Raw genomic sequence first — 25,248 nt, forward strand, 5'->3', positions numbered from 1 at the left:
CTCCTACCTTACAGCGATACATCAATATCAAAAATATCACTGATTTCTTCTGCTAGTGCGCTATGTTCAGCTTGCAGTTGATTGATCATCAAATCTGGATCATTTTTTAAATGTAGACTTAAAGACTCAACCTGATAGCGATATAAACGAATAGCTGCCCATGGGGTCATTAAACCCAAACTCAGGACTTTCACAATCCAATTGGTCACCACAATCCAAGTATAGTGCCACTGCCCACAATCGGTCTGAAATTCACTACGACTGATACTGGTATTGTTCCATGTAGTGATAAAAATTCGCGCCGACATTAATGGCCAAATTAAAAACAACCCCAACAGATAAACCGCTACAAATAACCAAATCAACTGCGCAGGATTACGACTCAACTGTCCTGCCAAAGCCAACATTATCCCGACTGCAAGCAAAATGCCAAAGAACAAAAAAACAGGTATGTACATCGCGCGCATATATGCTGGCCAATCTGCTTTCAGCTTAAATTTAAGCTGTCCTGCATATAAATGGTCTAAGCAATAACGCTTATACATCCACACCAACACAGGAAAAAATAAGCCCAATGTAAACAGATTAATCACGATACATTTTAAAAATACCCAATAGGCTTCTTTGTTACTGCCTGAAAAATAAAAACGCGCATTGCCAAATTTACTATTTCGCGCCTTAAAACGGATGGTCGCTCGAATCAACCATGGCACAGCCAAATATAAAACCACCACGCCAATAACCATGGCTTTGACTGAATAATTGGAAATCACCGAGATCGCAACATAAATTCCGATGGCAATTAAACGTCCTAATAAAATTTTATGTGGGATACCCGTGAAATCAAAACGACGTTTGATTAATTCGGTATTGCCATAAAAATAGCGCAAACGACGTACTTTTGCCCATGGTGCATACAACCCGAGGGTTACAATCATCAACAAAATATTAACAATCCAAATGCCAAAATACTCTGAGGCACTACCATGAAATTGAAAATGATGAATGCGTCCAAGTAATGGATTACGCGCAGGCGGTGTTGTAGGCTCCGCTGGAAAAAACGGGGAAGATGGCGTTGCTTGTTGTGGTGAATCCCATTCTGAATTGTGCATGTGATGCCTTATTTATTTTATTGTGCAGTCGTTATTTTACCCAGACACTCAAACCCAAATGAGCAATCTTTCCAAATGGTAAAAAAGCAAGTGTTCACCATTCTAATAAAAAGTGAACAACTTGCCTAGAAAAGTTTAAAAATCAATGCGTAAAATTGAGTACTTGGCTTAGTCCGCTTGCAATTGTACCGCATGGAATTGCAAATGCTGATCTATAAAGCTTTGAATGAAATAATAGCCATGATCATAGCCTGCATGTTCACGCAAACTCAGTTTTTGCCCAACTGCATCGCAAGCCTGCTGAAATAATGCAGGATTGAGCTGACTGTAGAATTGGTCTTGCAATCCCTGATCAATCAAAATTTCACTGAACAATGCACCTTTGACCTGCACCAAAGCAGTCGCATCGTGCTGTAACCATACTTGCTGATCTGTACCTAAATAATTAGAAAATGCTTTTTCACCCCACGGGCATTGGCTTGGCGCACAAATCGGAGCAAAAGCAGACACTGACTTAAATTTTTCAGGATATTTAAACGCGAGGGTCAATGCACCATGACCGCCCATACTGTGCCCCATGATGCCAACGTGCTGTGCCTGAATTGGGAACTGTTGCAGCACCAATTGATAAAGCTCATCGGTGACAAAAGTTTCCATTTGATAATGTGCCGCCCACGGTGCTTGTGTCGCATTGATATAGAAACCTGCCCCCTGTCCAATATCCCAATGGTCGCCTTTGGCAACAGCTTCGCCACGCGGTGAAGTATCTGGACTAATCAAAATCAGTCCCAATTGCGCTGCCATGTGCTGCGCATGTGCTTTAATCGCAAAGGTTTCTTCGTTACAGGTTAAACCTGCCAAATAAAATACCGCAGGACAAGCCTGCCCCGCCAAAGCTTGTTCTGGTAAAAAAATGCCAAACTGAGTTTCAGTCTGTAAAGCATGGGAATGAAAACGATAAATTCGTTGCTCACCCTCAAAACAGTGGTTGTTCTGAATTAACTCCATCACCCTCTCCTCTTTGGCTTATTGAACAGATTGTGCACTCAATTGAATTTCAGCCGATGTTGCAACACTTTTTTGAGGAAACAAACGCTGCTCTAATTGTGGCAACATCAATTCCATATTTTTACCAATTGCCCATTGTGGCTCTGAAGGTTCAAAACCTTGCGCTTGCTCCCATTTCGCCACAGTCACTTTGGCTTCATTAAAAGCATTGGCAAAAGAGTTTTGTTCACGCATAGCCTGATCAAAAAAGGCACGACCAAAATAAGTATAATCAGCTTCGTTTGAACAACCAAACGACTCACGGTCTGCTGCCGATGCAGTAATCACCAAGGTATTATCATCTTGCAAGGCGGATACAAAGCTACCTGAATAACAGGCTGAAATGACGATCACACGCCAACGAATACCCGATTTATTCAAAGTATCGCGTAACCATTTTGGATCGACCTGATTTAAGTCAAGTGGTGCATTTTCAATTTCAAAATGATCTTTTAAACCGTGTGAGGTCATATATAAAAACAGCACATCACTTTCACGGTTCATGCGCTGTCCAATACGGCGCAGCGCTAATTCAATACTGGTTTGCGAAGCAATTGGAATTACATTACGGGTCATTGGGTTATTAATGAGCACCATCGAACGTCCAAAAGTGCCAAAACGGGTATCAAACTGTTCACGAATGCGCTCAATTTCAGACATAAATACGTCTTGATAGCTCGCCCCTGCAACCCCTAAGAAGTACCAATGCGATTGGGCAAATTCCCCATATTGAATACTGTCTAAAGCTTTATTCAGTACACGGCTTTGTGCATAAAAAGCTGCTTCGCTTAAACTTGGTGGAACTTCTTCTACTTTCCAAATGGGCTGACTTTTCACTGACATTTGCCAAACTACCAAAGTGAATAAGGTCGCCAAAACAATCAGTGCACGTTCCCACCACGGCCAATGTAGCTCACGTGAAAATACCCACACCACGGCCAAGCTTTGCCAAACAAACAGCACCATAAAAATGGTAGGTAAATAGTCATACAACACATACGGTAAGACATCCATCATGCCCATGTATTGAATCAAGCTTTGTAATAAAGCAACGTGTGTATCTAATACTAACCACAACAAAGCAGGTACTAACAATAAACGCGGGTTATTGACACGCTGAGAAAGAATAATTCCGACAATTAAGGCAATAAAAGGCCACAAAGCATAACTAACCAAACCCTGTGGGTTAAATTCCCCCACTTCTCCCGCCACCAACCAACTGAATAAGGTATTGGCAAGACCGCCTAAAATCCCCCAAAAAATCAGTTGTAAGATAGAAGGTCGAATAATTTGTAAAGAGCGTCGCGAACCCAAAAATAACCAAACACCCGCGGCTTGGTTGCTTTTAAAATCGTGCCAAAAATTAATGGAGGGTTTGAAGTCAATCATAGGATTCTGTTAATCGCTGCTCGCGTTTCCACACTCCAAGTTTATGCTTGTCGTCGTAATTATCAATTGTCAATTTTAACTATATAACAAATCTTTGCGCATTATAGAAGCATTGAACGCCTTGCCACTGCTTTAGTGGTAGAAATCTACCCATTGTTCAAATTTGCTTGGAAATAGGCATCAAATCGGCAAGCATCACCCTGCCATTGATGTGTGGTTTCCTGCCCCGCCAAAAATACAGCCAAACGTGGGCGCTTCACCACAACACGTTTGGCAATTTGCTGTGCCAAACCCAGTAAATGATCACCTAAATCCATTTCGCCATCTTCAGGTAACAGCAAATGTAATAACTGCATTTGTTTTTTGACTTGTGCCTGCTTTTTCTGCGCCTGTTGATGTTGATCTCGCTGCGGAAACATCGGGTCTAAATACACCACATCAACCACTTTGCCCTGCGCTGCGCAGTTGCGTAAATAATCTGCTGAATCTGTAAAAACCAACTGGATACGGGCAACAACACTTGCTAAAAAAGGATCATCTGCGGCTTGGCGTTTAGCATCCTCCAACAAAGTAAAAAGAATAGGATGACGCTCCAACAACGTGACCTGAGCACCCAAGTGTGCCATGAGTAAGCTGTCGTGTCCTAATCCTGCCGTAGCATCAATTAGGCTTGGTTTTTCCGACAAATTACAGGCACGAGCAATCATTTCCGATTTTAAAGAGGCACGTTTCAATCGCCCAACTTCAGCTTTCCAATCGGGTTGCATTTTCATGCCATGGGCACATAACCACAGCCCTTCAGCATCGACACACAATGCCAATTCAGGGTTCAAACGCAAAAAACGCGCATTGAGTTTTTCTACTGTTTCAATGCGCGTTTGCACGCCTCTAGACAAAAGCACAGCAGAATAATGCTGTGCTTGAGTGAGACACTCGGCTTCGGTATATAAGCGAAGTTCGCTTACCATAGTTTCCAGCCTGTGAATGCGAACAATAAAATGATTAAACCTGAAGCAATACGATACCAAGCAAAAATCATAAAATCTTGCTTAGCCACATACGCCACCAATGCACGGATCAGCAAAAGTGCGGAAACAAAAGAAACGATGATCCCGAAGCTGAGCACGGTCCAATCTTCGGTGGTTTGGAATACATCATAGCTTTGGTACAAGTCGAGTAATCCTGCGCCAATAATGACAGGAATCCCCAAAAAGAAGGAAAACTCGGTTGCTGCTTTACGCGATACACCCAAGAACATCGCGCCAATAATAGTTGCACCTGAACGCGAAGTCCCCGGAATCAGCGACAATACCTGAATTAGACCAATCCAAATAGCATCTCGATAAGTTAGTTCTTCAACCTCATGGGCACGTACTTGTGGTGGATGTTTTTCAATCCACATAATGATAAAGCCACCAATAATCAAACCAATCGCCACGGCAACATCATTAAAGAGTAATTCTTTTACAGTCTGCCCAAAGGTCAATCCAATCAAAATAATTGGAATAGATGCCATGATCAGACCAAAGCCCAAGCGACGACCTTTTTCTTCGCCTGTAAACATGCCCGTAGCTGCGCCCCATAGACGTGTCCAGTACTCATAAATGACCGCTGCAATTGCCCCCATTTGAATGGCAATCACAAATACATCACTTTTTTCTTTGGTCCAAAAGTCCATTAGCTCTGCAGCGAGAATTAAATGTCCTGTGCTAGAAATGGGTAGAAATTCAGTAATCCCTTCTACAATACCCATAATTGCCGCTTTGAGCAGCAGTAAAAGATCCATAAATAACCCTAATTATGCCTTGCCTTGTTCTGGAATTTTTTTCCAAGCATTGTCACGTAAATAGATAGGCAATGCTTGTTCTGCGCTGACCCATTGCTGTTGCTGTGCACAGACGCGTGCAATAGTAGCAATATCTTGTGCGGTTGCACTTAAGCCTTTGTATTGTATTTGTTCTTGATCAATGAGACCTGCACCAGAACCGACCAATTGAAAGCGTACCGTCTGTGCAGCATCGCTATAATTCAATAATTGTTCCTGATCAACCGCCTGCATGATTCCTTGTGCATCTAGCTCAAAACTGGCGATATACACCTCATTCATGCGTGCATCCAACACAGCCGTAACCGCAGTTAATCCTTCAAGACGATAAGCCGCCTGCGCCAATGCCTGCAAAGTCGATACAGGAATTACAGGCACATCATGCGCCCACGCCAAAGCTTGCGTGACTGCCGCATTAATTCGCACACCGCTAAAAGAACCCGGGCCACGGCTAAAGGCAATTGCAGTCAGATCAGCCGTACTAATTTGAGTTTCAGCAAAGCCTTGCTCAATCATCGGTAAGATGGTTTGCGTTTGTGCTTTTGCTCGCGCATCTAATTGAAAAAAGAGTTCCTGTGTTTCATCTACAATCGAAACGGAACACTGCTCATTGGCAGTTTCCAATGCCAGCAATTTCATGCACAACCTTCAAGGAGTAAATATCAAAAATTGGCGTTATGATACTCCACTCCTGAAATTCACGCGAGGATTTACATCCCTTAGATTGCAATTCCTGAGTATAAAATTCTATGTAATTACAGCTAAAAAATGCGTTTGACTAAACGATGCAAATTCTATTTTAGAGTGTTGCAGGCTCTAGGTTTACAAAATGCTGAAAATGTTCAGCATAGTGCAGCGCACTCATTTTTAAACGTGCTTCTGCAGACTCATCCAAAATCTTAACCACTTTACCGGGAGAACCCATCACCACAGAATTATCGGGAATCACTTTCCCTTCAGGAATTAAAGCATTCGCGCCAATAATACAGTTTTTACCAATCACCGCATGATTCAGCACCACTGCATTAATACCAATCAGGGTGTTATCGCCCACGGTACAACCATGTAACATCGCCAGATGTCCAATAGTCACATAATCACCAATCTGCATTTCAATACCTGCATCGGTGTGCAAAACAGCATTTTCCTGAACATTACTAAAATTACCCAATTTGATTTTACTGTTATCGGCACGTACCACAGCCCCAAACCAAATACTAACTTTCTGTCCCAACTCAACCTGACCAATGACCGTGGCATTATCCGCCACCCAACCATCCCACGGTTGCTGCATTGCTTTCGGGGCATATCCTTTAAACTTATACAACATGGTTCCTTCCTATCTTCACATCAAAATTTTTCTATTTCTTAAATGTTGGTGAATTTAACAAAAACGGCCATTCTTTACGATAATCCAAACCATATTCAAATAAAGACACCAACATCCGCGCTGTTAAGCCCCAAACCACTTCATCTTCAACCTGCATACTCGGAAAATATAATTTTTGTTGTGCAAAGCTCACTTCATACGGCGTTGGTGGCGCTTCCATTAAATGCTGCAAAGAGGCAAAAAAGATCCGATCAATTTCTGAAGGTTGTGCAATTAGTTCTACTTTTGGGGGAATCAGCCCCACCACAGGTTTGACTAACATTCCATTACGGGCTTTTTGCATTGGCAAGTCACCAATCAACTGCACTTCAAATGGATTTAATGCGGTTTCTTCCTGCGCTTCACGCAATGCCACCACAATATTACTGGTATCTTGCGGATCGCGTTTGCCACCAGGGAAAGACACCTCACCCGCGTGATTATTGAGTAAGGTAGAACGGCGGGTTAGCAATACCTTTGGATCAGACTCGTCGGTAATGGCAATCAATACCGCTGCATGCGCTTCCATGAACGTTTTAGAAAAGCGCAAACGTTGCTGTAATAGATGCGTGAGCGAATGATCAATCATGCCTTATAATTCTCCTTGTCTAAGTTTTCATCATAGCTGAAATAGGTGGGCAATAGATAGAGAGGATGCCAAAGTTGAAATTTTCAGTTATTCTGAGAACTCCCTTCAACAATGACGATCACTATGAACTTTTGTGGAAATTGTGGACAAAAAACAACAACGAAAATTCCGCTTGGCGATCAGCAATTACGTCAAGTGTGTAGCGCATGTGGCAATATTCACTATGTCAATCCAAAAGTCATTTGTGGTGCATTGGTCGTTTGGGAAAATAAAGTATTGTTGTGTCGTCGTGCAATTGAACCACGCTATGGTTTGTGGACTTTACCCGCAGGCTATATGGAAATGTTTGAAACCATGGAGCAAGGTTCTGCCCGTGAAACCCGCGAAGAAGCCGAAGCGGAAATTGAAATCGAACAACTTTATTGCATGTATAACATTCCACGGATTGGGCAAATTTATGTGCTGTTCAAAGCTCAATTGTTGAATGGTCAATTTGGTGCAGGTGAAGAAACCATCGAATCACGCTTGTTTAGTGAAGATGAAATTCCGTGGTCTGAATTGGCTTTCCCAAGTGTAGAACGTACTTTACAACACTACTTTGCAGATCGAAAAAACAACCATTTCACGACCCACTTAGAAACCTTAGGTTCACGTACCGATCATACGGGTTAAAAACCCCACATGATGTTCATTTGAATCAAGCTAAAATCTGAATAATAAATAGCCCACTGAGTAGTGAGCTATTTTCATCTCTATATCATAGGAAATTAATGCTAAATACGCACTTTATCTGGGTTATAACATTCGGCAACATCTAGACTTACAGCTCCACCTTGGGCTTTCACCAAAGCTTTATCTGTATCGGTTGCTAAAGCTGGGTTTTGAGCCACGTAAGTTGCAAGTTGCGCATGATAAATATTGCTCCACTTCACTGTTGAGCCATTGAAATCAGACAATGTAATACGTGTAGAGTTGGCTGCAACTAAATTGCCAATATTGGCACGTGCACCGCCCACCACTTGACCATTTCCACCTTCAACCGCTTCAATTTTGGTATTCAAACCAATGACTGCGCCATCAAGTTTATGAAATATTGGATTGGCCAAAATCATACGCAAAGTAACTGCTTTATTGTCGATATCGGTTGCACCTAACACACCTATACGGTATTGCTGCACACCATTTGTATCAACATATTCAGCACCAGACTGACTAATTGCTGCACACTGACCAGACATATCGGTTTCTGTGGCATTTGGTGCTATATCTGTACGAATATTGCCATCTTCATCTAAAACAACACCTAATTTGATGCTATCTGTCGTCGTTCCGCCATCAAAATTAAAGGTCAAGGTTGCATAAATTGGGAAAATATAGCGACTGCCTAAAGGTACATTTTTTTGGGTTTTAAAAACGCGATTATCCAAAAAGTTCACAGAAAAGAATTTATAGGCATCAAAAGAACCTTTGAACTGATCAGTGCCTATAGTTTGTTGCCATTGACCATAATCTGCAGGATTCGCTGTTGTAGATTTGGTCAATAATTTATAAAAACCTTCCGTGCCCGCAATTAAATAATCATTAAACACCTTACCTTGGGTAATTTTAAAATCATCAGCCGTATTGTCATTCACACTAAAATGGAATGGCCCCTGAATACGTTTATTCAATGGGTTGACCCATGTGGTTTGTGCTGCTGCAACCATACGCTCAGGACGCACTTTACGAATCAATTCACCACTCACCGTTAAAATTGGGTTAGTCGTGTTCGCAGACACCGCACCTTTCCACTGCATACCATAACCGAAGGTATACCCTGAACGGTCTGTAATCAGTTGATACTGCCCAATGAGGTGTTTCAAATCTGCGACCGTAGATTTACAATCTGCCAAATTACAGCCATATAAACCCTGTGGCAATTGTGAGTCTTCTTTGGCTAAAATCGGATAGTTAGCTTGATAAGATGCCGAGTTATTCATGTAAACCAAGGTGTTTAATGCTTGATAAGCATCATCTTGAGATACCTGTGACACATCTACCCACGGGCGTAAAATACTGGCATAAGCCCCTGAACGATAGTCACCAAGCTCAACGGACTCAGCAACATTTGCCAATTGTTCTTTTTTGAGTGTCGTAATCGTTAAAGGCTGAATATCGCCTGCGACAAAATTTTTATTTTCAAGAGATAAAGCCTGTAAAACACGTACAATTGCAGTCGCGACCTGTATCGTTTCGTCACTACTACTTAAACTCGTTGCTTGGCGTCCTGTTAATCCACGTGCCATATCTAACACACTTAAACGTGGATAACCCGCGCCTGCAGTACTGACCATTCCAATATCAGACAATGATACTGTGCCTAAATCAATATATTGATTGGTCTTTTCCTGAATAAAGAAGTGGACTTTATCTCCTTCACTACATTTACCTGTTGCCGCATTACTTTTCGGCTCAATCATGGTGATGTAGGTTTTACTGGTATCACTGCTACAGGTAAAATTCAAACCATCCACAGGATAATCCAATGCAAATTCCACGCAGTTTTTTGCTGTACTGGCACAACTTCCATTGATATACGCCACAGCATTAGGCTCTGGATTAATATTGGCACTTTCTCCACCACAACCACTCAAGGCCGCCATCAATGCTGTCGTTGCAAAAGGTAAAATATGTCTTGTTTTCATCCTGAATTCTCTTATTGTTGTTAGCGTATCGCAATGAGTTTTAATTGCCCTTGGTTACTGAGCGCGCGATGTTCCATATCCACTGCAGAAGCCAATGGCGTTAATAATACATAGTGGCTATTTTTTGGAAGTTGCAGCATGCCCTCTATCACCTCATGTTGTAAGACATTGCCTGCAGTATCCTGATTTCTAAAACCACCAGCACCTTCAATCACACAGCCTTTTTGATCCAGAAAAACCACAAACGGCCAATAAAAGGTCGGTTGATTTTGCTTCATGGCATAAGAGTTGATTTGAATATTTTGAATATTGCCTTCTAACTTCACCAATTCATAATCAAATTTTTCGGTTAAGGGAGCTCTAGGCCACAAATTTAAATCTTGTTGTGCTTTTAAGGTTTTAGCTTTATTTTTTTTGCTTTCAGCAAAACATTGCTGCCCCAAACCCTCAATTGCTTCAGCTTGATTAACACGATAATAGTCTGCAGCCAAAACAATAGCGTGAGGCTCAGCAACCGATTGCTTTTTAAATAATTTATTGAGAACGGAACGGCTTACACCACGTTCACGTTCGACCACTTGCATACGAGCACCACCGCCATTTTTTGTGTCAATCATGCCTTCTGGCATACTGTAAAAGCGTTTTTTCCCTTCTAAATTAAACTCCTGATCTTCCAAATACTCACTTTTAACATACTGTTCACCCGCCATCTCCATAAAACCCGTTTGTTGGGCAGATGTATGCGATGCTTGATCTGGTGTTTTTTTAGAGACAGACACTGTGGATGGATCAATCGCAAATTGCTGAGGAAGCTGTTGTAACCCCTCTAACACAGATGGTTTAACAGCAACTTTGTTGATCATCACTTCTTTAGTGAATCCTGTTTGATGAACAGATTCCGCACTGGAAATTTCTTGCTGCGCTGCATTTGGCTCAGTGTGTGATGCGCGCAATGTTGAATTCACTTTGCTTTGACTGGCCTGATTTTGTGACGTAGCGGATTGTTCTGAGATATTCGGCTTAGACTGATTCAGTTGCTTGTTCACCTGAGCAGAAGTATTTTTAGATACCTGAACGGATGTTTGAGCAGGTATCTGCTGTGCTTGATGCACCTTGTCTTGCTTAAACTGGTCTTGTTGTTGATTTTCTTGTAGTTGCTTTTGTTGGACTTGCTTTTGTTGGACTTGCTTTTGCTGTTGTGCGGTTTCCAACGCCTGTATCGTTTGCTTTTTTTCTGCAGCATTACGCTGCACCACAATTGGACGACCATCTGGTCCAATAATGGTGTAAAACTGATTCGCGTAACACACCGATCCCATACTGAAAATCAGTGTGAGTATCGACTTTGAAAATAAAGTCCGTTTTATTTTCCGTACTGAACTTACCATCGTGTTCTATAACTCAATCCAAGAATTGTAATTTTTGTATCCGTTTTCACATTCAAACCCGCATAAGGGTTTAACAGCAGGTTATTCACACCTTCCTTATTGGCTAAGCTACTGGTATTGGCTGGAATTTTATCCTTACTTTGTAAAAAGCCGATGGATAAATCAAGGTCTGTATCTGCATCAAAACGATATCCCACACCCAGACCGAATAAACGTGCATTATTAATTGGTACCATGGTGTTACGTTTATTGTCAGGAATCGCACTACCACGTGGTTCATAACCCGCACGCAGTTTTAAACGGTCTGTGGCTGAATATTCGATGCCAACACCCCAGTTCCACGGTGACTTAAACTCTAATGGCAAAGCTAAACTGTCATCAGACACATGCTCCGAAAGCAGTTTTGCAATTTTTAATGCCGAGATTTGACGGTCAAACTCGAATTTGAATTTATCCCATGCTTTATAGTCAGTCCAGCCCACATCAAAATTGACTTGTAAATCAGGCATGACTTTATATTTTATCCCCGCTTGAAAGTGCGCAGGATATTCAAAATCCATAGAAACCAAACCAGACTCACTGGCTGGAATATAACTTGGGAAACCTAAAATTGCCGCTAAAATCTGACCTGTTGGTGAAGACATCAAACCATTAATTAACTCACGCGGTGCTTTCGAGTTATCAATATGATATTTGCCCTTTAAGCGCATTTTAGCTGCACTCTGATACACCATACCAAAGCTAAAATCTTCTGTCGGTTCCCACAAAATACCCAAGTTATAACTCGGGCTTAAACTTTGCTCAACCGCCAGTTGCATTTGCCCAAAACGGGAAAATGGATTCATGCCTTCTTCGGCATTACAAATCCCGAGCAACAAAATATCGGTAATGATGTCTGAATTTTCTTTAAATGGCGTACAGACGACCTCATCCACCATACGCAACATCCCGATTAGTTCATTCGGGAAGCGCAAATCGGTATTCATGGCGATAGCTTGGTAAGACATCCCAATTGACGCACCGACTGACAATTCATCATTGACTTGATAGGCAATAGATGGAGAAAGATAGGTGATACGTTCTAAGGCAACCTGTTGTCCCATAAAGTTACCAGGGTTACCATTTTCGGCACCAAAGCCTGCAATCAGCGGTGCATATAATGCGGTGGCAAAGGTTACTTTGGAACCAGGTGGATTATAGGCAATACCGTTGGTTGGCGCTGCCAGTGGCATACCCTTACCTAAATCGACAAATTTTTTCAGAATCGGGACATACAACGTTGGATATTCGACATCGGCTTGTACTGTACCTTTAAAATCGGTACAAAAATCGGCCAAAATTTCTGGCCCATCGTTACACACCACAGGGTCATCAGAATAACCAAATACGTCATAACCTGCTGGAACAGAAAGCTCACGCTGTACATCAAAATGTGCCAACACCCCTTGCACATCTGTTTGCAAACCTTCAATCTTGGTCAGTGCAGCAGGGTTAAAGTGAATCGCACTAATACCAGGAGGATCTGCAGTGACCGCATTCCCCATAGTCAAAGAACGAATATCGACAGATAAGTTTTGTCCAAGCTGCGCAAAAGCAGCCCCTGAACAGCCCGACAGTATAATTGCAGTCACTAACGGGCGAAGTCGTATCATTTTCATGCGACTAGCCTCTTAGCGAATTTTTTTACCGAAACCGAGAATATCCAGTGGGAATGACAAACCAAGTGATACGTCTGGCGCGTCTTCGGTCAGACCGATTCCTACCGTACCATTCACAATGGTTTCAGGTGAAACGCGAACGCCTAATGAAATAGCCAAAGTCGAACTGGTCTGGTCTGCAGGTGAATAGCTTTCACCCGTATGATAAGTAAACTCCGAACCTGTATTAAAGCTTTGCTGATAGGACATGGTCATCGACACATCGTAGTTAAACGAATAAGCAAAACCAAAAGCAAAACCACCACTAATACCTGGCTCAAACTCTTCAATAATACGGCTACCGCGAATTTGATTGAGACCGCTTTCTTTAAAACCATAGTTGGCTGAAGCAGAAGCAAACAATACAACTGGGTCAATATACTTACGCGTACTTGCACCGATGCCTGCAGAGTAGTAACCCTTACCTGTTGATAAATCTTTAACAGGATTAATCTCGTAAGGACTATCCCCCGTTTTGGTCGATAAATTTGCGAATAAAATTAAAGGTAAACGCCCCGCTTTTAATGGGAATGGCTCCCAACGTGCACCTAAAGAAATATCCCCCAAGCCTGCTGCCGTGGCATCTTTTAACAAGTCTGACTTTGCAACCAATGGTACAGAAGCAGATAAAGTTAAATTGTCACGCAAACCATATTGTGCGGTGAAGGTGTTAGTTAATGCGTGGGACGCATTTTCTTGCACACGAAGCTGATACAACTGACCTTGAGCCATTTCAAGGTCGAGCTGCGTATCACGATGATAGGTATAATCAATATCATAATAAGATGAAATTTCACCTTGTCTCATAAGGGAATATTGACGCTCATTCGAGGTAAACACTTCCTCTAAATTCGCCTCTTTGGTTGCGTCGCCCTCTTGCTGTTGCAAAGCAGATGATGCTGCTTGTGCACCATTTGCAGCGACAACCGCACTATTTGTTTCAGCACTTGTATCTGCAGTTGATGCTGCTGTATCTGATACTTCTGCCTGTTCAGTTGTGGTTTCATATTCCCCTAATTGCGGCTCCTCTGCGGCATAAGCCACCCCAAATACCATTTGAATACTGAGAGCCAATAAGGTTTTATTCATCCATTTACGATCCATGATTTACCCCTTCCATTTTTTATTTTTGTATTTCGTGAACAACTGATTATTTGTTTTTGTAGTAGAGTCTTAAAAAACGATGCTCGTACTGTCCGTAATTTTCAGAATCTTTATTTACATTACGCTCTAAACGTATTGTCGATGCTTTATCGGCTATTTTTTCCATCGCAAATTGTGGATATTGAATATCAACAAAGGCATAACGATTCACTGTTGCATCTTCCACATGACGTAAATCTGTTTCTTGTAATGCCAACATAGTTTGACGATTTTGCGGTGCGACATTAATTAGAAATAAGGTGTTATTTTCCCAGACTTCTTTAAAGCGTTCTTCATCAAAACTGATATTGCCTAATGCAGGGTCTGCCACATAGACACGTCCATTTTTATATGCCTTATACACCACAAAATGTTTAAAACCTGCATAGGAAATCGGCACAATTGCAGGCTGTCCTTGTTTAACTAAATCCGAAAACTCCCCGCGATATCCACCACTTTCCATGCCCAAAGCTGCGACAAAGCGCTTCATATCCAATAGCGAAAAACTACGACGTTCAATAATTCGGTCGTATTCTCCATAACGCAGCAAGCCACTCATGGTTTGTTGCTCGTTTAATTGTGTTCCTACATAACCATTCAGCAAGGTTGTTAAAGCTGCAGAACCACAACTGTAGTCATAGGCTTGGCGCACAATTCCGCGAAATTGATCTTCTAAAGCAGGTTTAATTTGCACAGGCTCTCTGTGCATACGGGTAAAGGAATTATTTCTAGAATCCAAAGTTTCTGTGTAACGCACAGTTTCAGGATGCTGTTCTTTTAAATCAAAGGCTTGTGTGGCAGCGTAATAGATCAATGCCGAGCCCAAAGCGATCTCTAACATATATTTTTACTTTTTAGTTCTCGGCAATACCTGCCTAATATTTTTATTTTAGAGTTTTCACTCTACTTCCTTGTATTTAGAAAGATACTCGTTTTATAGAAAAAAAAAAGGGCTTTCTATATTTTTTTTGCGAACTCATCAGTTTATTTGTAAAAAAAAGCGCGTGAATTCACGCGCTTTTTCAGTTTTAAAATTAGTGACCTGAAATGGTGATAACAGCACCTTTGGTATATACACTAGCAGCTGGACTAAAGTAAGTTTGTAAACCTTGAACTTCCATATCACCAATAGAAGCAGCACCCTTACTGCCTAAATGGATACCTGCTACATAGTTATCTTTAGCACCACCAGTACTCACAATACGGATATAACCATTGTTAGTACCTTCCTTACCAATCACACTAATGTTTTGTTTTAAGGTTAAGTCCGTAGAGTTTGCATCAGTAAGTTTAATGCTATCTACATAGATTTGGCCTGCTGCACGATTACCTACAGTACCATCTCCAGTACCTGCTTTAGTAGAGTTATCTAAAATACCTAGGTCTTTGATCTCTAAACCACCCACCATTGTGGTGTTTAATTTAATCATTGCACCTTGTGGAGCCGCACCCAATTGAATATTGGCATCCATTTTACCTGTTTTTAAAGTTAAACCAGATAAAATTGCATTATAGTTCTTATCATCGTTACCACGGCGAATATTAGTTGCACCAGCTGCTGGCATAGCATTCGATGCAGATACACCAATTTCACCAATTTTGATATCTAAGCCAGATACTTGTGCCGCCACGTTGATAAATGCACTATTGGTACCTGTACCCGCGTCTGTATCAATCACTAAGTCAGCTAAGTTACGAGAAGCTAACAAGTAAGCACCATTATCATCATAGTTTGCGCCAATCACAATACCATGCTTTTCGTTTGCATTTCCAGCAATACCATTGCCTTTAATTACGATAGCACCTGCCTTTGAAGTACCACCGAAACCTAAGTCTCCAGCAGCACCTTTTGCAGCCAAACCATCATTATCATGGATTAAAAGTTTTTCGATTTCGATTTTAGAAATACCAATCCCGATGCTTAAACCATCTTGACCAGTAGTTGCGCTTAATGCAGTATCGTCCATTGCCTGCATTGCCATTGCATTTGTTGTTAACGCGATTGATGATACCAAAGCAAGTTTAGTAAATTTTTTCATCTTGTTACTCTCCCGAGAGTATTATTTTTTTGGTTTTACCACTCAGTGCTAGTAATTGTTTTTTTATTTAATGAGGACAACACTAACACACATTCCTTGAGTAGTCGGTTTGCACATACAAAGGTATATCTGAGTTATTTTTTGTTCAACTGCTGTTGGTCGCAATCCACATCTTACCGACAAACGGTTATTTGCTTTTTATCTGCTGCAATCATGTAAAATAGCCTTTTAAAATCTCTCAGCTGTTTACGCTTTATGTCCTATCCTACTCATTTTAAAAAATTATTCTGTGAACCTGAATATGAGGCTGCAAGAATTTTGCAAGCTTTGGCAGCACTTTCACATTGTATTTATTTGCAAAATAATGGAAAGGCACGTATTGCTTTTTTGGCTGAACGCTATTGTGTGCAGCAAAACCATCAACATTTTTACTTTCAAAAAACGGCATTGGATCAATATGAATTAAGTCCAACTCAATTAGATTTAACAGCTCATCTCGGTGCTTTAGAAGATGCTGACACCGCCCCATTTTGCAGTGTAATGGGGTTTGTTTCGTATGATGCAGCAGCACAGCAACACATCAATATGCAGCCTCGCGCCCAACCCAGTGTTTTTTTAGGTCAATTTAAAAGCTATTTACAGCAAGAAACTGATGGCTGGTATTTTTATAGTTCAGACGATGCTGCTACGCAAATTTTTGATTTTATTTTAAATTTATATACTCAATCAACCATAATTGAACAGTTCCAATTAAGCCAAAAGTGTCAAGCCCGCTGGAATTTCACAGATTACCAACGCGCCTTTCAACATGTTCAAGACTATATAGTGGCAGGAGATTGTTATCAAATTAATCTTACGCAAGAGTTTAGCGCTGAGGCTCAAGGTCCACTTTTAGCAACTGCAGCTCAGTTTTGGCAACTGACCAATGCACCTTATGCAGGTTATTTACGTATTGGTGATTTTGAAATTTTAAGTTGTTCGCCCGAACTCTTTATCGATTTTGAGGAAAATCGAAAAATTACCACAAAACCCATTAAGGGCACGATGCCACGTTATGGCGATCCTGAATTAGACCGACAATCGAAACAACAATTAAGTGAATCTAAAAAAGATCAGGCTGAAAATGTGATGATTGTGGATTTATTACGTAATGATTTAAGTGTTTATGCCGAAACTGGCAGCGTCAAAACGCCAAAGTTATTCAATATTGAGTCTTTTAACCAAGTGCATCACATGGTCAGTGAAGTGACCGCAACACTAAAAGCCGAGATGAATCCTTTTGCTGTATTGATGTCTGCCTTGCCAGGTGGGTCAATTACAGGCGCACCGAAAATTCGTGCCATGCAAATTATAGATGAACTCGAAGGTGCAGCACGTGGCGCCTATTGCGGCTCTATGGGTTATTTTGATGCCGATGGAACGGGTTCTTGGAATATCCTGATCCGTTCTATTCAGAAATATCAGCAAGATGTTTCATTATGGGCTGGTGGTGGCGTCACGATTGCATCTGTTTGTGAAGCAGAATATCAAGAATGTTTTGATAAGGTTTCAGCGATGTTGGACTTATTGAACCGCTGGTACAAACCTGCGCAATAGCATGTCGCAAAAACAAAAAAAGCGAGTGAATTCAATGCTTCACTCGCCTTTACGATATTTTAACAATTAAGCCAAAATATCGTATTTTAAAGTATCTACTAAGCGTTGATTTTGATCATCTGTACCAATAGTAATGCGCAAATATTGATTGATGCGTGGTTTATTAAAATAACGCACAATAATACCGCGTTCACGTAATGCTGCAGCTAATTCACCCGCATCCTGTTGAGGATGTGATGCAAAAATAAAGTTGGCGTGTGATGGCAATATCTTAAAGCCCAAGCTCGTTAAATCCGTCACCAATTTCTCACGGCTAGCAATAACTTTTTGGCATTGGGCTTCAAAATACGCCTGATCTTGAAAAGATGCCACCGCAGCTGCAATGGCAAAACGATCCATTGGATAAGAGTTAAAACTATTTTTTACGGCTTCCAATGCGGCAATTAAATGTGGTTGTGCAATCGCAAAACCAACACGTAAACCTGCCAATGAACGTGATTTAGAGGTGGTTTGACACACCACTAGATTCTCGTACTTTTCCACCAATTTCACTGCAGACTCTGCACCAAAATCGACATAAGCCTCATCAATCACCACCACTGAATTTGGATTGGCCTGTAAAATTTCTTCAATCGCGCTTAAACCTAAAGCAATACTGGTCGGTGCATTCGGATTGGTGATGATAATGCCACCATTGGCTTGCTTATAGTCATCAACTACAATTTCAAAATCATCATTTAAAGGCAAAATTTTAGTTTTTACCCCAAAAAATTGACTATATACAGGGTAAAAACTATAGGTGATATCCGGATACAGTAACGGCTGTTCCTGAACAAAAAAAGCCTTAAAAATATGTGCAAGGACTTCATCTGAACCATTGCCAACAAAGACATTTCCAACAGCTACATTTTGCTGTTTCGCAATGGCTTGCTTAAGCTCAGACGCATCTGGATCTGGATATAAACGCAGTGCATCTGCCGAGTTTTCTAAAACCTTTTGCACCGCTTCCACCACTTTAGGCGAAGGTGGATACGGGTTTTCATTGGTATTCAATTTTAATAAATTTTGAATTTTTGGCTGCTCACCCGGTACATAAGGCTCTAGCTCACGTACTTCAGGGCTCCAAAAACGCATTTGTTCTGCTGTGATATTCATTTTGTATTCTCTTTAAACCCTCTCCTAACCTCTCCCAAAGGGAGAGGAATTTTCATTACTAAAGACACAAAATTTGTGTGGTTTAAATTCCCCTCTCTTTATTAGGAGAGGGTCAGGGAGAGGTTGTAATGCTATTTATGATTGATAACGATAACGTGCTGATCGTGCATGCGCATCCAGATTTTCCTGCTTCGCTAAAATATCAGCGGTTTTCGCCAAACTTTTCACGCCCTCAGCTGAACACATAATCAGACTTGAGCGTTTTTGGAAATCGTAAACACCCAATGGCGATGAAAAACGTGCTGTACCCGACGTTGGTAATACGTGGTTTGGCCCTGCACAATAATCACCAATAGCTTCTGGTGTATAGCGCCCCATAAAGATCGCACCCGCATGACGAATTTCTTCTGCCATCACTTGTGGATCATCCATACACAACTCCAAGTGTTCGGGCGCAACTTGGTTGATCAATTCAATCGCCTCTTGACGATCTTTGACTAAGATCAATGCACCACGATTTGCAATAGAAGTGCGGGCAATTTCAGCTTTAGGCAAATTCGCCAAGTGCTGTTCAATCGCTTGTTCAACCTGATTCAGCAATTGCGCATCTGGTGTAATAAAAATAGATTGTGCAACCGTGTCGTGCTCGGCTTGGGAAAGTAAATCCATCGCCAACCATTCAGGATTATTTTCACCTTCGGCATAAACCAAAATTTCGGATGGCCCTGCAATCATATCAATGCCGACCTGACCAAACACAGCACGTTTTGCAGCCGCCACAAAGCGGTTACCCGGCCCCGTAATTTTATCTACCGATGGGATGGTTTCTGTACCATAAGCCAATGCAGCAACGGCTTGCGCGCCGCCAATGGTAAATACACGAGTCACCCCTGCTAAATATGCAGCGGCCAAAACCAATGGATTGAGTTCACCATTCGGTGCAGGTACCACCATAATAATTTCAGGTACACCAGCAACATGCGCAGGCACGGCATTCATGAGCACAGAAGATGGATAAGATGCCAAACCACCCGGTACATAAATACCAACGCGATCTAATGGCGTGACTTTTTGCCCAAGTGTATTGCCCAAAGCATCAACATAAGTCCAGCCATCCTGCTTTTGCGCTTGGTGAAATTCACGAATACGTACAGCAGCCAATTCCAAAGCTTCACGAACTTCGTTATCTAAAGCATCAAATGCGGCTTTCAGTTGTTCCTGACTTAACTCAAGTTCTGAAAATTGATGCGCTGGATGTCGATCGAACTGTTGAGTGAGTTTAAGAACCTGAGCATCACCGTGCTGACGCACATCAGCAATAATTTGATCTACAGTTTTTAAAAGTTCAGGATCACTGACAGTTTCAAAAGCCAACAAGTCTGCAAAGGCTTGTTTAAAGCTTTGATCTTGAGTCGATAAACGTCGCATCAATTTACCCACAAGGTTTGATAGAAAAGTTTAGTTTACCTTGTTTCTAGGGCTTTGTGGGAATCTATACATGGCGAAAGCAGTATGTTTTGATGGAAATTCACGTTCGAAATCATTCAAGAACAGAATCATGCACGAACATAAAAAAACCGCCATTAAATGACGGTTTTTTGAGAAGGCAGGATGATGGATACAAAGTTAAGCAGATTGTTTTGCCAACTCTCGTTCTGCCACAGCTTTTTCAAGTTGTGCCAAAATTGGATTGAGCAAATCTTGCTTGCGCTTAAAACTGGCTTTATTGACAATTAAACGTGAAGATACTTTACAGATTTCTTCTAGCGGCTCTAAACCGTTGGCACGTAAAGTATTACCTGTATCAACCACATCGACAATGTAATCACCCAAACCGACCAATGGTGCTAATTCCATTGAGCCATAGAGTTTAATGACATCAACCTGCTCACCTAAGCTGGCATAATATTGACGGGTCAAATTCACATATTTAGTGGCAATTTTTAAACGACCTTTTGGACGCTGCATACCAACTTTGCCCGCAGTCATTAATTTACAATTGGCAATTTTCAGATCCAGCGGCTCATATACATTTTGAGCGCCATGCTCCATCAGCACGTCTTTACCCGCAACCCCAATATCTGCCGCACCATTTTCAACATAAGTTGGTACATCAGAGGCACGTAAAATTAAAATACGCACTTGTTTATGTGTGGTTGGGAAAATCAACTTACGTGATTTATCTGGATCTTCCAGTAAATTAATTCCCGCAGTTTCTAATAAAGGCAAAGTTTCTTTTAAAATTCGCCCCTTACTTAATGCCAAAGTTAAACCATGATCAAAATTGCCCATGACGTCAAAATTTGGATCATCGTTTCTCATGTCATTCATCAATTTACTCGCTTAATTTGGGCGCCTAAACCTTGTAACTTTTGTTCTACATTTTCATAACCGCGATCAATATGATAAATACGGTCAATCAATGTTTCGCCTTCTGCCGCCAATGCTGCTAACACCAACGAGAATGAGGCACGTAAATCAGTTGCCATAACAGGTGCAGCAGAAAGTTTTTCTACGCCTGTCACCACCGCATCATTGCCTTCTACCTGAATATTGGCACCCATACGTGACAACTCAGGGACATGCATAAAACGGTTTTCAAAAATAGTTTCCGAAATGGTAGCAAAACCGCGTCCAATCGCATTCACCGCCATTAACTGTGCTTGCATGTCTGTTGGAAATTCAGGATGTGGTAAAGTTCTGAAACTCACGGCTTTAGGGCGCTTGCCCATCATGTCCAGTTCAATCCAGTCATCGCCACGTGTGACTTCCGCACCCATTTCTTCAAACTTATCTAACACAGATTCTAGCAAGGCAGGATCGGTATGTGTGGTTCTGATTTTACCGCCCGTAATTGCAGCCGCAGCCAAATAAGAACCCGTTTCGATACGGTCAGCAACCACCGAATACTCACAACCATGCAAGTGTTCAACACCTGTAACCACTAAAGTATCGGTATCTAAACCTTCAATTTTAGCGCCCATTTTAATGAGCATTTGCGCAAGGTCAGTAATTTCAGGTTCACGCGCAGCATTACGAATGGTAGTAACACCATCTGCCAATACCGCAGCCATGAGAATGTTTTCTGTACCGCCAACAGTGACCATATCAAAGACCACTTCGCCACCTTTAAGGCGACCATTGACTTTGGCATTTACATAACCATTTTCGACTTCAATTTCTGCACCTAACGCTTCGAGTGCTTTAAGATGTTGATCGACAGGACGTGAACCAATTGCACAACCACCTGGCAAAGATACTTTTGCACTACCATAGCGCGCGACCAATGGGCCAAGCACCAAAATAGAAGCACGCATGGTTTTTACCAATTCATAAGGTGCAAATTTGTTGTCCAACGTTGATGTATCTGCAATGACTGTATCGCCTTCATAAGACATTTTAATGCCCAAGCCTGCGATCAACTTCACTAAGGTATTTACATCTTTTAAATTTGGAACATTTTTCAATGTAATTGGCGTTTCTGCAAGAATCATTGCAGCAAGAAGTGGCAAGGCTGCATTTTTTGCACCAGAAATACGCACTTCACCTTCGAGCTTATTACCGCCCTGAATTAAAAATTTATCCATTAAATTATTAAGCTCCAAATAAGCTTGCTTTACGCCATTCTTCTTGTGTCATTGCACGAATTGTAACCGCATGAACTTCACCGCTGGCAATATAGCTATTCAATGGTGCATACACTGCTTGTTGACGAGCAACAGGACGCTTACCTTCAAACTGATTATCTACAATACGAAGATCAAACTTGCCGCCTTGCCCACTTACAGCAACTTCAGCCTCTGGAAAAGCAGCTTTTAAAATTTCAGTGAGCTGTTCACTATTCATCACAAAGACCTCATATAGGACCAACGGTGTAAAAACCTGTCATTTTACTATAAATAGAAAAAATAATTCATTAATCCTATACATTATCGCAATAAAAAAAGAGGTTTATCCAAAACCTCTTTTTAAATCACATTTTAACTAGATGGCTAAAGGCTGATAATCCAGCTGCATCTTCCGATGTTTCTCTAACTGACGTTTTAATTTTTCTGTCATCATCTTAATTGAAGTATACATATCATCTGCACTAGCCTGCGCAAAAAGCTCCGTTCCAGGTAAACGAATAATTGCTTCTGCAATATGATTGGCGCTGCCTTTTTTAGAATGTTTATCGATTTGATGATCTTTACTTAATTTCACCTGCATACTATTGACCTGATCCAGATGTTTGGTCATTTGTGCAAATTTAAGTCGAATATTTTCTTCAATTGCAGGGGTGATAGCTAAGTGATGTCCACGAATTGTTATTTGCATAATTCTATCCCTCACCTTCATTAGGATTAGGAAGGCATAGTTCACATGATTGATTGCCAAATAACAGATCACTGCAGCGGTCACTTTAAATCATGTCTAACTATTCCTTCAAAAAAAATTCATTATTTGGTCATAATGAATCCTTAGAATAGACCGATTTTAAAAACTAGATCAAGACTTTTCGTTCAGAAGATGACGGAATATTTAATGACTCACGATATTTCGCAACCGTTCTACGTGCCACATCAATTCCTTCTTCCTTAAGAAGGTTTGCAATTGTGTTGTCTGACAAAGGTTTACGTGGATTTTCATCTGCAATTAACTTTTTAATCTTCGCGCGAATCGCAGTTGAGGATGCTTCTCCACCTGAACAGGTTCCAACATGACTTGAAAAGAAATATTTCAATTCAAATAAACCACGTGGAGTTAACATATATTTATTGGTGGTCACCCGTGAAACTGTAGATTCATGCAACTCCACCTCATCGGCAACATCACGCAAAATCAACGGTTTCATTCCTTCAGCACCAATTTCTAAAAATTCACGTTGATGTTGCACAATGCAGGTTGCGACTTTTAATAAAGTTTTATGACGCTCATCGACACTTTTAATAAAGTTTTTTGCATCCAACATTTGATTGCGCAAATATTGATTGTCTTCGCTTTGATCTGCACGTTTAATCATATTGGCATAAAATGAATTGATTCTAAGCTTCGGTACAACATCAGGATTCAGCTGCACCTGCCAATGGTCCTGCTTTTTACTGACCACTACATCTGGAATTTGATAATCTGACTCCTGATCTTCAAATGCTGTACCAGGATGCGCTTTCAAGGTTTTTAATAAAGCCACTGCATGCTGTAGCTGATCTGCGCTTAAACCCGTTTGCTTAATTAACTTGGCTAAATCATTCGAAATTAATAACTCATAATGCTGCAAGAGTTGCAGTGCTTCCTGCCGATAAGGCACATCTGTAGCCAAACTTTCAAGCTGAATAGATAAACATTCCGCCAAATTACGCGAACCAATACCAATCGGCTCTAAACGCTGAATATGTTTCAAAACGACCAAAACTTCATCGTCTTCAATTTCATCTTCGTATTCCATGGAGATCAATAAATGTTGCACAGATGTAGTGATTTCAGATATTTCACAATCCAAGAAACCATTGTCATCCAAAGCATCGACAATACAGTAGGCAATGAGCTGCTCGACTTGAGAAAAATGCAACAGATTGATTTGTTGCATCATGTGCTCTTTTAAACCTAAATGTCCCTGACGATTATCCTCGCGCTCTTCATATTCCGCTGCTCCCAAACTCGTGGGTAAATGAGTGTACACATCATCCCAGTCTGTATCGACAGGCAAGTCATTTGGTAGATGATCTGCATTTAATTCTTTAGTCAAATCCTTTTGATCATGCTCTTGCTCTTCTAAGGTGGATAAACTTTCGACACTACTTTGTTCTTCGACTTTTTCTAATAAGGGATTACTGTCCAACTGAATTTGAACTTCTTGTTCAAGTTCCAAGCTCGAAAGTTGAAGCAAACGAATGGCTTGTTGTAACTGCGGTGTCAGTGACAAGGAGTTTGCAACTTTTAATCCAACCGATAACTTCATTTTCACCCACTCTTTTAAATTTATGTTTTTCAACAACTTAATATATAAGTTTTTGATAAGCAATTTCTATGCCGTTTTATTAGGTATAGCACAGATTTATCAAAAGACATAAAGATTTTAATCAGAAGTTCTGTTCAGATTTCTTTCTACTTTTCTTTCCTGCATAAAAAAACACCCCCAACGCTAGTTGAGGGTGTTTAGAATAATGAGCTGGCGATGACTTACTCTCACATGGGTAACCCCACACTACCATCAGCGCGAAGAGGTTTCACTTCTG

The 25,248-nt window shown here is 41.1% G+C and carries 23 protein-coding genes; 2 read left to right on the top strand and 21 right to left on the bottom strand.

The annotated features are described in order from the left end of the window. Positions 1-8 precede the first annotated feature (8 nt). From FTT91_RS12070 to FTT91_RS12105, 8 genes are all read right to left on the bottom strand, one after another. Positions 9-1,112 carry a YjgN family protein gene (locus FTT91_RS12070; RefSeq protein WP_180169526.1) on the bottom strand — a complete coding sequence of 368 codons (1,104 nt, stop codon included), beginning with the start codon at positions 1,110-1,112 and terminating at the stop codon, positions 9-11. A gap of 168 nt (positions 1,113-1,280) precedes the next feature. Then, positions 1,281-2,120, bottom strand: a complete 840-nt coding sequence (fghA, locus tag FTT91_RS12075) for an S-formylglutathione hydrolase (RefSeq protein WP_180169527.1) — start codon at positions 2,118-2,120, stop codon at positions 1,281-1,283. An 18-nt stretch (positions 2,121-2,138) separates the two neighbouring features. Next, positions 2,139-3,548, bottom strand: coding sequence for a C13 family peptidase (locus FTT91_RS12080; protein ID WP_180169528.1), 1,410 nt, complete (start codon positions 3,546-3,548; stop codon positions 2,139-2,141). Between the two features lie 146 nt (positions 3,549-3,694). After that, positions 3,695-4,516 carry a class I SAM-dependent methyltransferase gene (locus FTT91_RS12085; RefSeq protein WP_180169529.1) on the bottom strand — a complete coding sequence of 274 codons (822 nt, stop codon included), beginning with the start codon at positions 4,514-4,516 and terminating at the stop codon, positions 3,695-3,697. Continuing rightward, positions 4,510-5,334: an undecaprenyl-diphosphate phosphatase gene (locus tag FTT91_RS12090; protein ID WP_131261915.1), complete on the bottom strand. Its 825-nt coding sequence runs from the start codon at positions 5,332-5,334 to the stop codon at positions 4,510-4,512. Before FTT91_RS12090 ends, FTT91_RS12085 begins: the two co-directional genes overlap by 7 nt. Positions 5,335-5,346: 12 nt before the next feature. Further along, the gene (gene tsaB / locus FTT91_RS12095; RefSeq protein WP_180169530.1) at positions 5,347-6,012 is read right to left on the bottom strand and encodes a tRNA (adenosine(37)-N6)-threonylcarbamoyltransferase complex dimerization subunit type 1 TsaB; all 666 of its coding nucleotides are present in this window, start codon (positions 6,010-6,012) and stop codon (positions 5,347-5,349) included. A 160-nt stretch (positions 6,013-6,172) separates the two neighbouring features. Continuing rightward, the gene (locus FTT91_RS12100) at positions 6,173-6,703 is read right to left on the bottom strand and encodes a gamma carbonic anhydrase family protein (RefSeq protein WP_096902122.1); all 531 of its coding nucleotides are present in this window, start codon (positions 6,701-6,703) and stop codon (positions 6,173-6,175) included. A 31-nt stretch (positions 6,704-6,734) separates the two neighbouring features. Then, positions 6,735-7,331, bottom strand: coding sequence for a CoA pyrophosphatase (locus FTT91_RS12105; protein ID WP_179989108.1), 597 nt, complete (start codon positions 7,329-7,331; stop codon positions 6,735-6,737). Between the two features lie 123 nt (positions 7,332-7,454). Here FTT91_RS12105 and FTT91_RS12110 point away from each other — a divergent pair, with 123 nt between their 5' ends. Then, positions 7,455-8,003 carry an NUDIX hydrolase gene (locus FTT91_RS12110; protein ID WP_026438436.1) on the top strand — a complete coding sequence of 183 codons (549 nt, stop codon included), beginning with the start codon at positions 7,455-7,457 and terminating at the stop codon, positions 8,001-8,003. A 101-nt stretch (positions 8,004-8,104) separates the two neighbouring features. Here FTT91_RS12110 and FTT91_RS12115 read toward each other — a convergent pair whose 3' ends face one another. From FTT91_RS12115 to FTT91_RS12140, 6 genes are all read right to left on the bottom strand, one after another. Further along, a complete protein-coding gene (locus tag FTT91_RS12115) occupies positions 8,105-10,015 on the bottom strand; it encodes a flagellar protein FilF (protein WP_180169531.1) in 1,911 nt (636 codons plus the stop codon). A 20-nt stretch (positions 10,016-10,035) separates the two neighbouring features. Next, positions 10,036-11,403, bottom strand: a complete 1,368-nt coding sequence (gene filE, locus FTT91_RS12120; RefSeq protein ID WP_180169532.1) for a putative pilus assembly protein FilE — start codon at positions 11,401-11,403, stop codon at positions 10,036-10,038. Further along, the gene (locus FTT91_RS12125; protein WP_004975217.1) at positions 11,397-13,061 is read right to left on the bottom strand and encodes an OmpP1/FadL family transporter; all 1,665 of its coding nucleotides are present in this window, start codon (positions 13,059-13,061) and stop codon (positions 11,397-11,399) included. The genes filE and FTT91_RS12125 overlap by 7 nt, the downstream gene beginning before the upstream one ends. Before the next feature lie 12 nt (positions 13,062-13,073). Further along, entirely contained in the window at positions 13,074-14,204 is a 1,131-nt protein-coding gene (locus tag FTT91_RS12130) for a hypothetical protein (protein ID WP_004975214.1), read from the bottom strand. Positions 14,205-14,250: 46 nt separating this feature from the next. Continuing rightward, the gene (locus FTT91_RS12135) at positions 14,251-15,084 is read right to left on the bottom strand and encodes a C39 family peptidase (RefSeq protein WP_180169533.1); all 834 of its coding nucleotides are present in this window, start codon (positions 15,082-15,084) and stop codon (positions 14,251-14,253) included. 193 nt (positions 15,085-15,277) lie between these two features. After that, positions 15,278-16,282 carry a DUF6160 family protein gene (locus FTT91_RS12140; RefSeq protein ID WP_180169534.1) on the bottom strand — a complete coding sequence of 335 codons (1,005 nt, stop codon included), beginning with the start codon at positions 16,280-16,282 and terminating at the stop codon, positions 15,278-15,280. 255 nt (positions 16,283-16,537) lie between these two features. Between FTT91_RS12140 and FTT91_RS12145 the strand changes: the two genes are divergently transcribed. After that, a complete protein-coding gene (locus FTT91_RS12145) occupies positions 16,538-17,878 on the top strand; it encodes an anthranilate synthase component I family protein (protein ID WP_180169535.1) in 1,341 nt (446 codons plus the stop codon). A 66-nt stretch (positions 17,879-17,944) separates the two neighbouring features. Here the strand turns inward: FTT91_RS12145 and hisC are convergent, their stop codons facing one another. The 7 genes from hisC to FTT91_RS12180 form a co-directional block, all read right to left on the bottom strand. After that, complete coding sequence (hisC, locus tag FTT91_RS12150) at positions 17,945-19,033, bottom strand: histidinol-phosphate transaminase (RefSeq protein ID WP_131261923.1); 1,089 nt, start codon at positions 19,031-19,033, stop codon at positions 17,945-17,947. A 135-nt stretch (positions 19,034-19,168) separates the two neighbouring features. Then, positions 19,169-20,473 carry a histidinol dehydrogenase gene (hisD, locus tag FTT91_RS12155; protein WP_162495523.1) on the bottom strand — a complete coding sequence of 435 codons (1,305 nt, stop codon included), beginning with the start codon at positions 20,471-20,473 and terminating at the stop codon, positions 19,169-19,171. Between the two features lie 186 nt (positions 20,474-20,659). Continuing rightward, positions 20,660-21,364: an ATP phosphoribosyltransferase gene (gene hisG / locus FTT91_RS12160; RefSeq protein WP_004975201.1), complete on the bottom strand. Its 705-nt coding sequence runs from the start codon at positions 21,362-21,364 to the stop codon at positions 20,660-20,662. Next, entirely contained in the window at positions 21,364-22,620 is a 1,257-nt protein-coding gene (murA, locus tag FTT91_RS12165) for a UDP-N-acetylglucosamine 1-carboxyvinyltransferase (protein ID WP_179989114.1), read from the bottom strand. Before murA ends, hisG begins: the two co-directional genes overlap by 1 nt. A gap of 7 nt (positions 22,621-22,627) precedes the next feature. Next, positions 22,628-22,879: a BolA family iron metabolism protein IbaG gene (gene ibaG, locus FTT91_RS12170; RefSeq protein ID WP_004975198.1), complete on the bottom strand. Its 252-nt coding sequence runs from the start codon at positions 22,877-22,879 to the stop codon at positions 22,628-22,630. Between the two features lie 138 nt (positions 22,880-23,017). After that, on the bottom strand, positions 23,018-23,350 hold the full coding sequence (gene hpf / locus FTT91_RS12175) for a ribosome hibernation-promoting factor, HPF/YfiA family (RefSeq protein ID WP_004975196.1): 333 nt from the start codon (positions 23,348-23,350) through the stop codon (positions 23,018-23,020). Between the two features lie 166 nt (positions 23,351-23,516). Then, positions 23,517-24,971: an RNA polymerase factor sigma-54 gene (locus tag FTT91_RS12180; protein ID WP_180169536.1), complete on the bottom strand. Its 1,455-nt coding sequence runs from the start codon at positions 24,969-24,971 to the stop codon at positions 23,517-23,519. Positions 24,972-25,248: the final 277 nt, after the last annotated feature.

Origin of the sequence: Acinetobacter sp. YH12021 (assembly GCF_013420145.1) — a bacterium.
In the GTDB taxonomy this organism is placed as follows: domain Bacteria; phylum Pseudomonadota; class Gammaproteobacteria; order Pseudomonadales; family Moraxellaceae; genus Acinetobacter; species Acinetobacter towneri.

Excerpts from the sequence above, each read along its gene's own strand:
- FTT91_RS12105 (WP_179989108.1), bottom strand. The coding sequence starts at position 7,331 with ATGATTGATCATTCGCTCACGCATCTATTACAGCAACGTTTGCGCTTT.
- FTT91_RS12110 (WP_026438436.1), top strand. The coding sequence starts at position 7,455 with ATGAACTTTTGTGGAAATTGTGGACAAAAAACAACAACGAAAATTCCG.
- hpf (WP_004975196.1), bottom strand. The coding sequence starts at position 23,350 with ATGCAAATAACAATTCGTGGACATCACTTAGCTATCACCCCTGCAATT.
- hisC (WP_131261923.1), bottom strand. The coding sequence starts at position 19,033 with ATGAATATCACAGCAGAACAAATGCGTTTTTGGAGCCCTGAAGTACGT.
- filE (WP_180169532.1), bottom strand. The coding sequence starts at position 11,403 with ATGGTAAGTTCAGTACGGAAAATAAAACGGACTTTATTTTCAAAGTCG.
- FTT91_RS12100 (WP_096902122.1), bottom strand. The coding sequence starts at position 6,703 with ATGTTGTATAAGTTTAAAGGATATGCCCCGAAAGCAATGCAGCAACCG.
- FTT91_RS12145 (WP_180169535.1), top strand. The coding sequence starts at position 16,538 with ATGTCCTATCCTACTCATTTTAAAAAATTATTCTGTGAACCTGAATAT.
- FTT91_RS12180 (WP_180169536.1), bottom strand. The coding sequence starts at position 24,971 with ATGAAGTTATCGGTTGGATTAAAAGTTGCAAACTCCTTGTCACTGACA.
- fghA (WP_180169527.1), bottom strand. The coding sequence starts at position 2,120 with ATGGAGTTAATTCAGAACAACCACTGTTTTGAGGGTGAGCAACGAATT.
- FTT91_RS12130 (WP_004975214.1), bottom strand. The coding sequence starts at position 14,204 with ATGGATCGTAAATGGATGAATAAAACCTTATTGGCTCTCAGTATTCAA.
- FTT91_RS12135 (WP_180169533.1), bottom strand. The coding sequence starts at position 15,084 with ATGTTAGAGATCGCTTTGGGCTCGGCATTGATCTATTACGCTGCCACA.
- murA (WP_179989114.1), bottom strand. The coding sequence starts at position 22,620 with ATGGATAAATTTTTAATTCAGGGCGGTAATAAGCTCGAAGGTGAAGTG.
- tsaB (WP_180169530.1), bottom strand. The coding sequence starts at position 6,012 with ATGAAATTGCTGGCATTGGAAACTGCCAATGAGCAGTGTTCCGTTTCG.
- FTT91_RS12070 (WP_180169526.1), bottom strand. The coding sequence starts at position 1,112 with ATGCACAATTCAGAATGGGATTCACCACAACAAGCAACGCCATCTTCC.
- FTT91_RS12140 (WP_180169534.1), bottom strand. The coding sequence starts at position 16,282 with ATGAAAAAATTTACTAAACTTGCTTTGGTATCATCAATCGCGTTAACA.
- FTT91_RS12090 (WP_131261915.1), bottom strand. The coding sequence starts at position 5,334 with ATGGATCTTTTACTGCTGCTCAAAGCGGCAATTATGGGTATTGTAGAA.
- FTT91_RS12080 (WP_180169528.1), bottom strand. The coding sequence starts at position 3,548 with ATGATTGACTTCAAACCCTCCATTAATTTTTGGCACGATTTTAAAAGC.
- FTT91_RS12085 (WP_180169529.1), bottom strand. The coding sequence starts at position 4,516 with ATGGTAAGCGAACTTCGCTTATATACCGAAGCCGAGTGTCTCACTCAA.
- FTT91_RS12125 (WP_004975217.1), bottom strand. The coding sequence starts at position 13,061 with ATGAAAATGATACGACTTCGCCCGTTAGTGACTGCAATTATACTGTCG.
- hisG (WP_004975201.1), bottom strand. The coding sequence starts at position 21,364 with ATGAATGACATGAGAAACGATGATCCAAATTTTGACGTCATGGGCAAT.
- ibaG (WP_004975198.1), bottom strand. The coding sequence starts at position 22,879 with ATGAATAGTGAACAGCTCACTGAAATTTTAAAAGCTGCTTTTCCAGAG.
- FTT91_RS12115 (WP_180169531.1), bottom strand. The coding sequence starts at position 10,015 with ATGAAAACAAGACATATTTTACCTTTTGCAACGACAGCATTGATGGCG.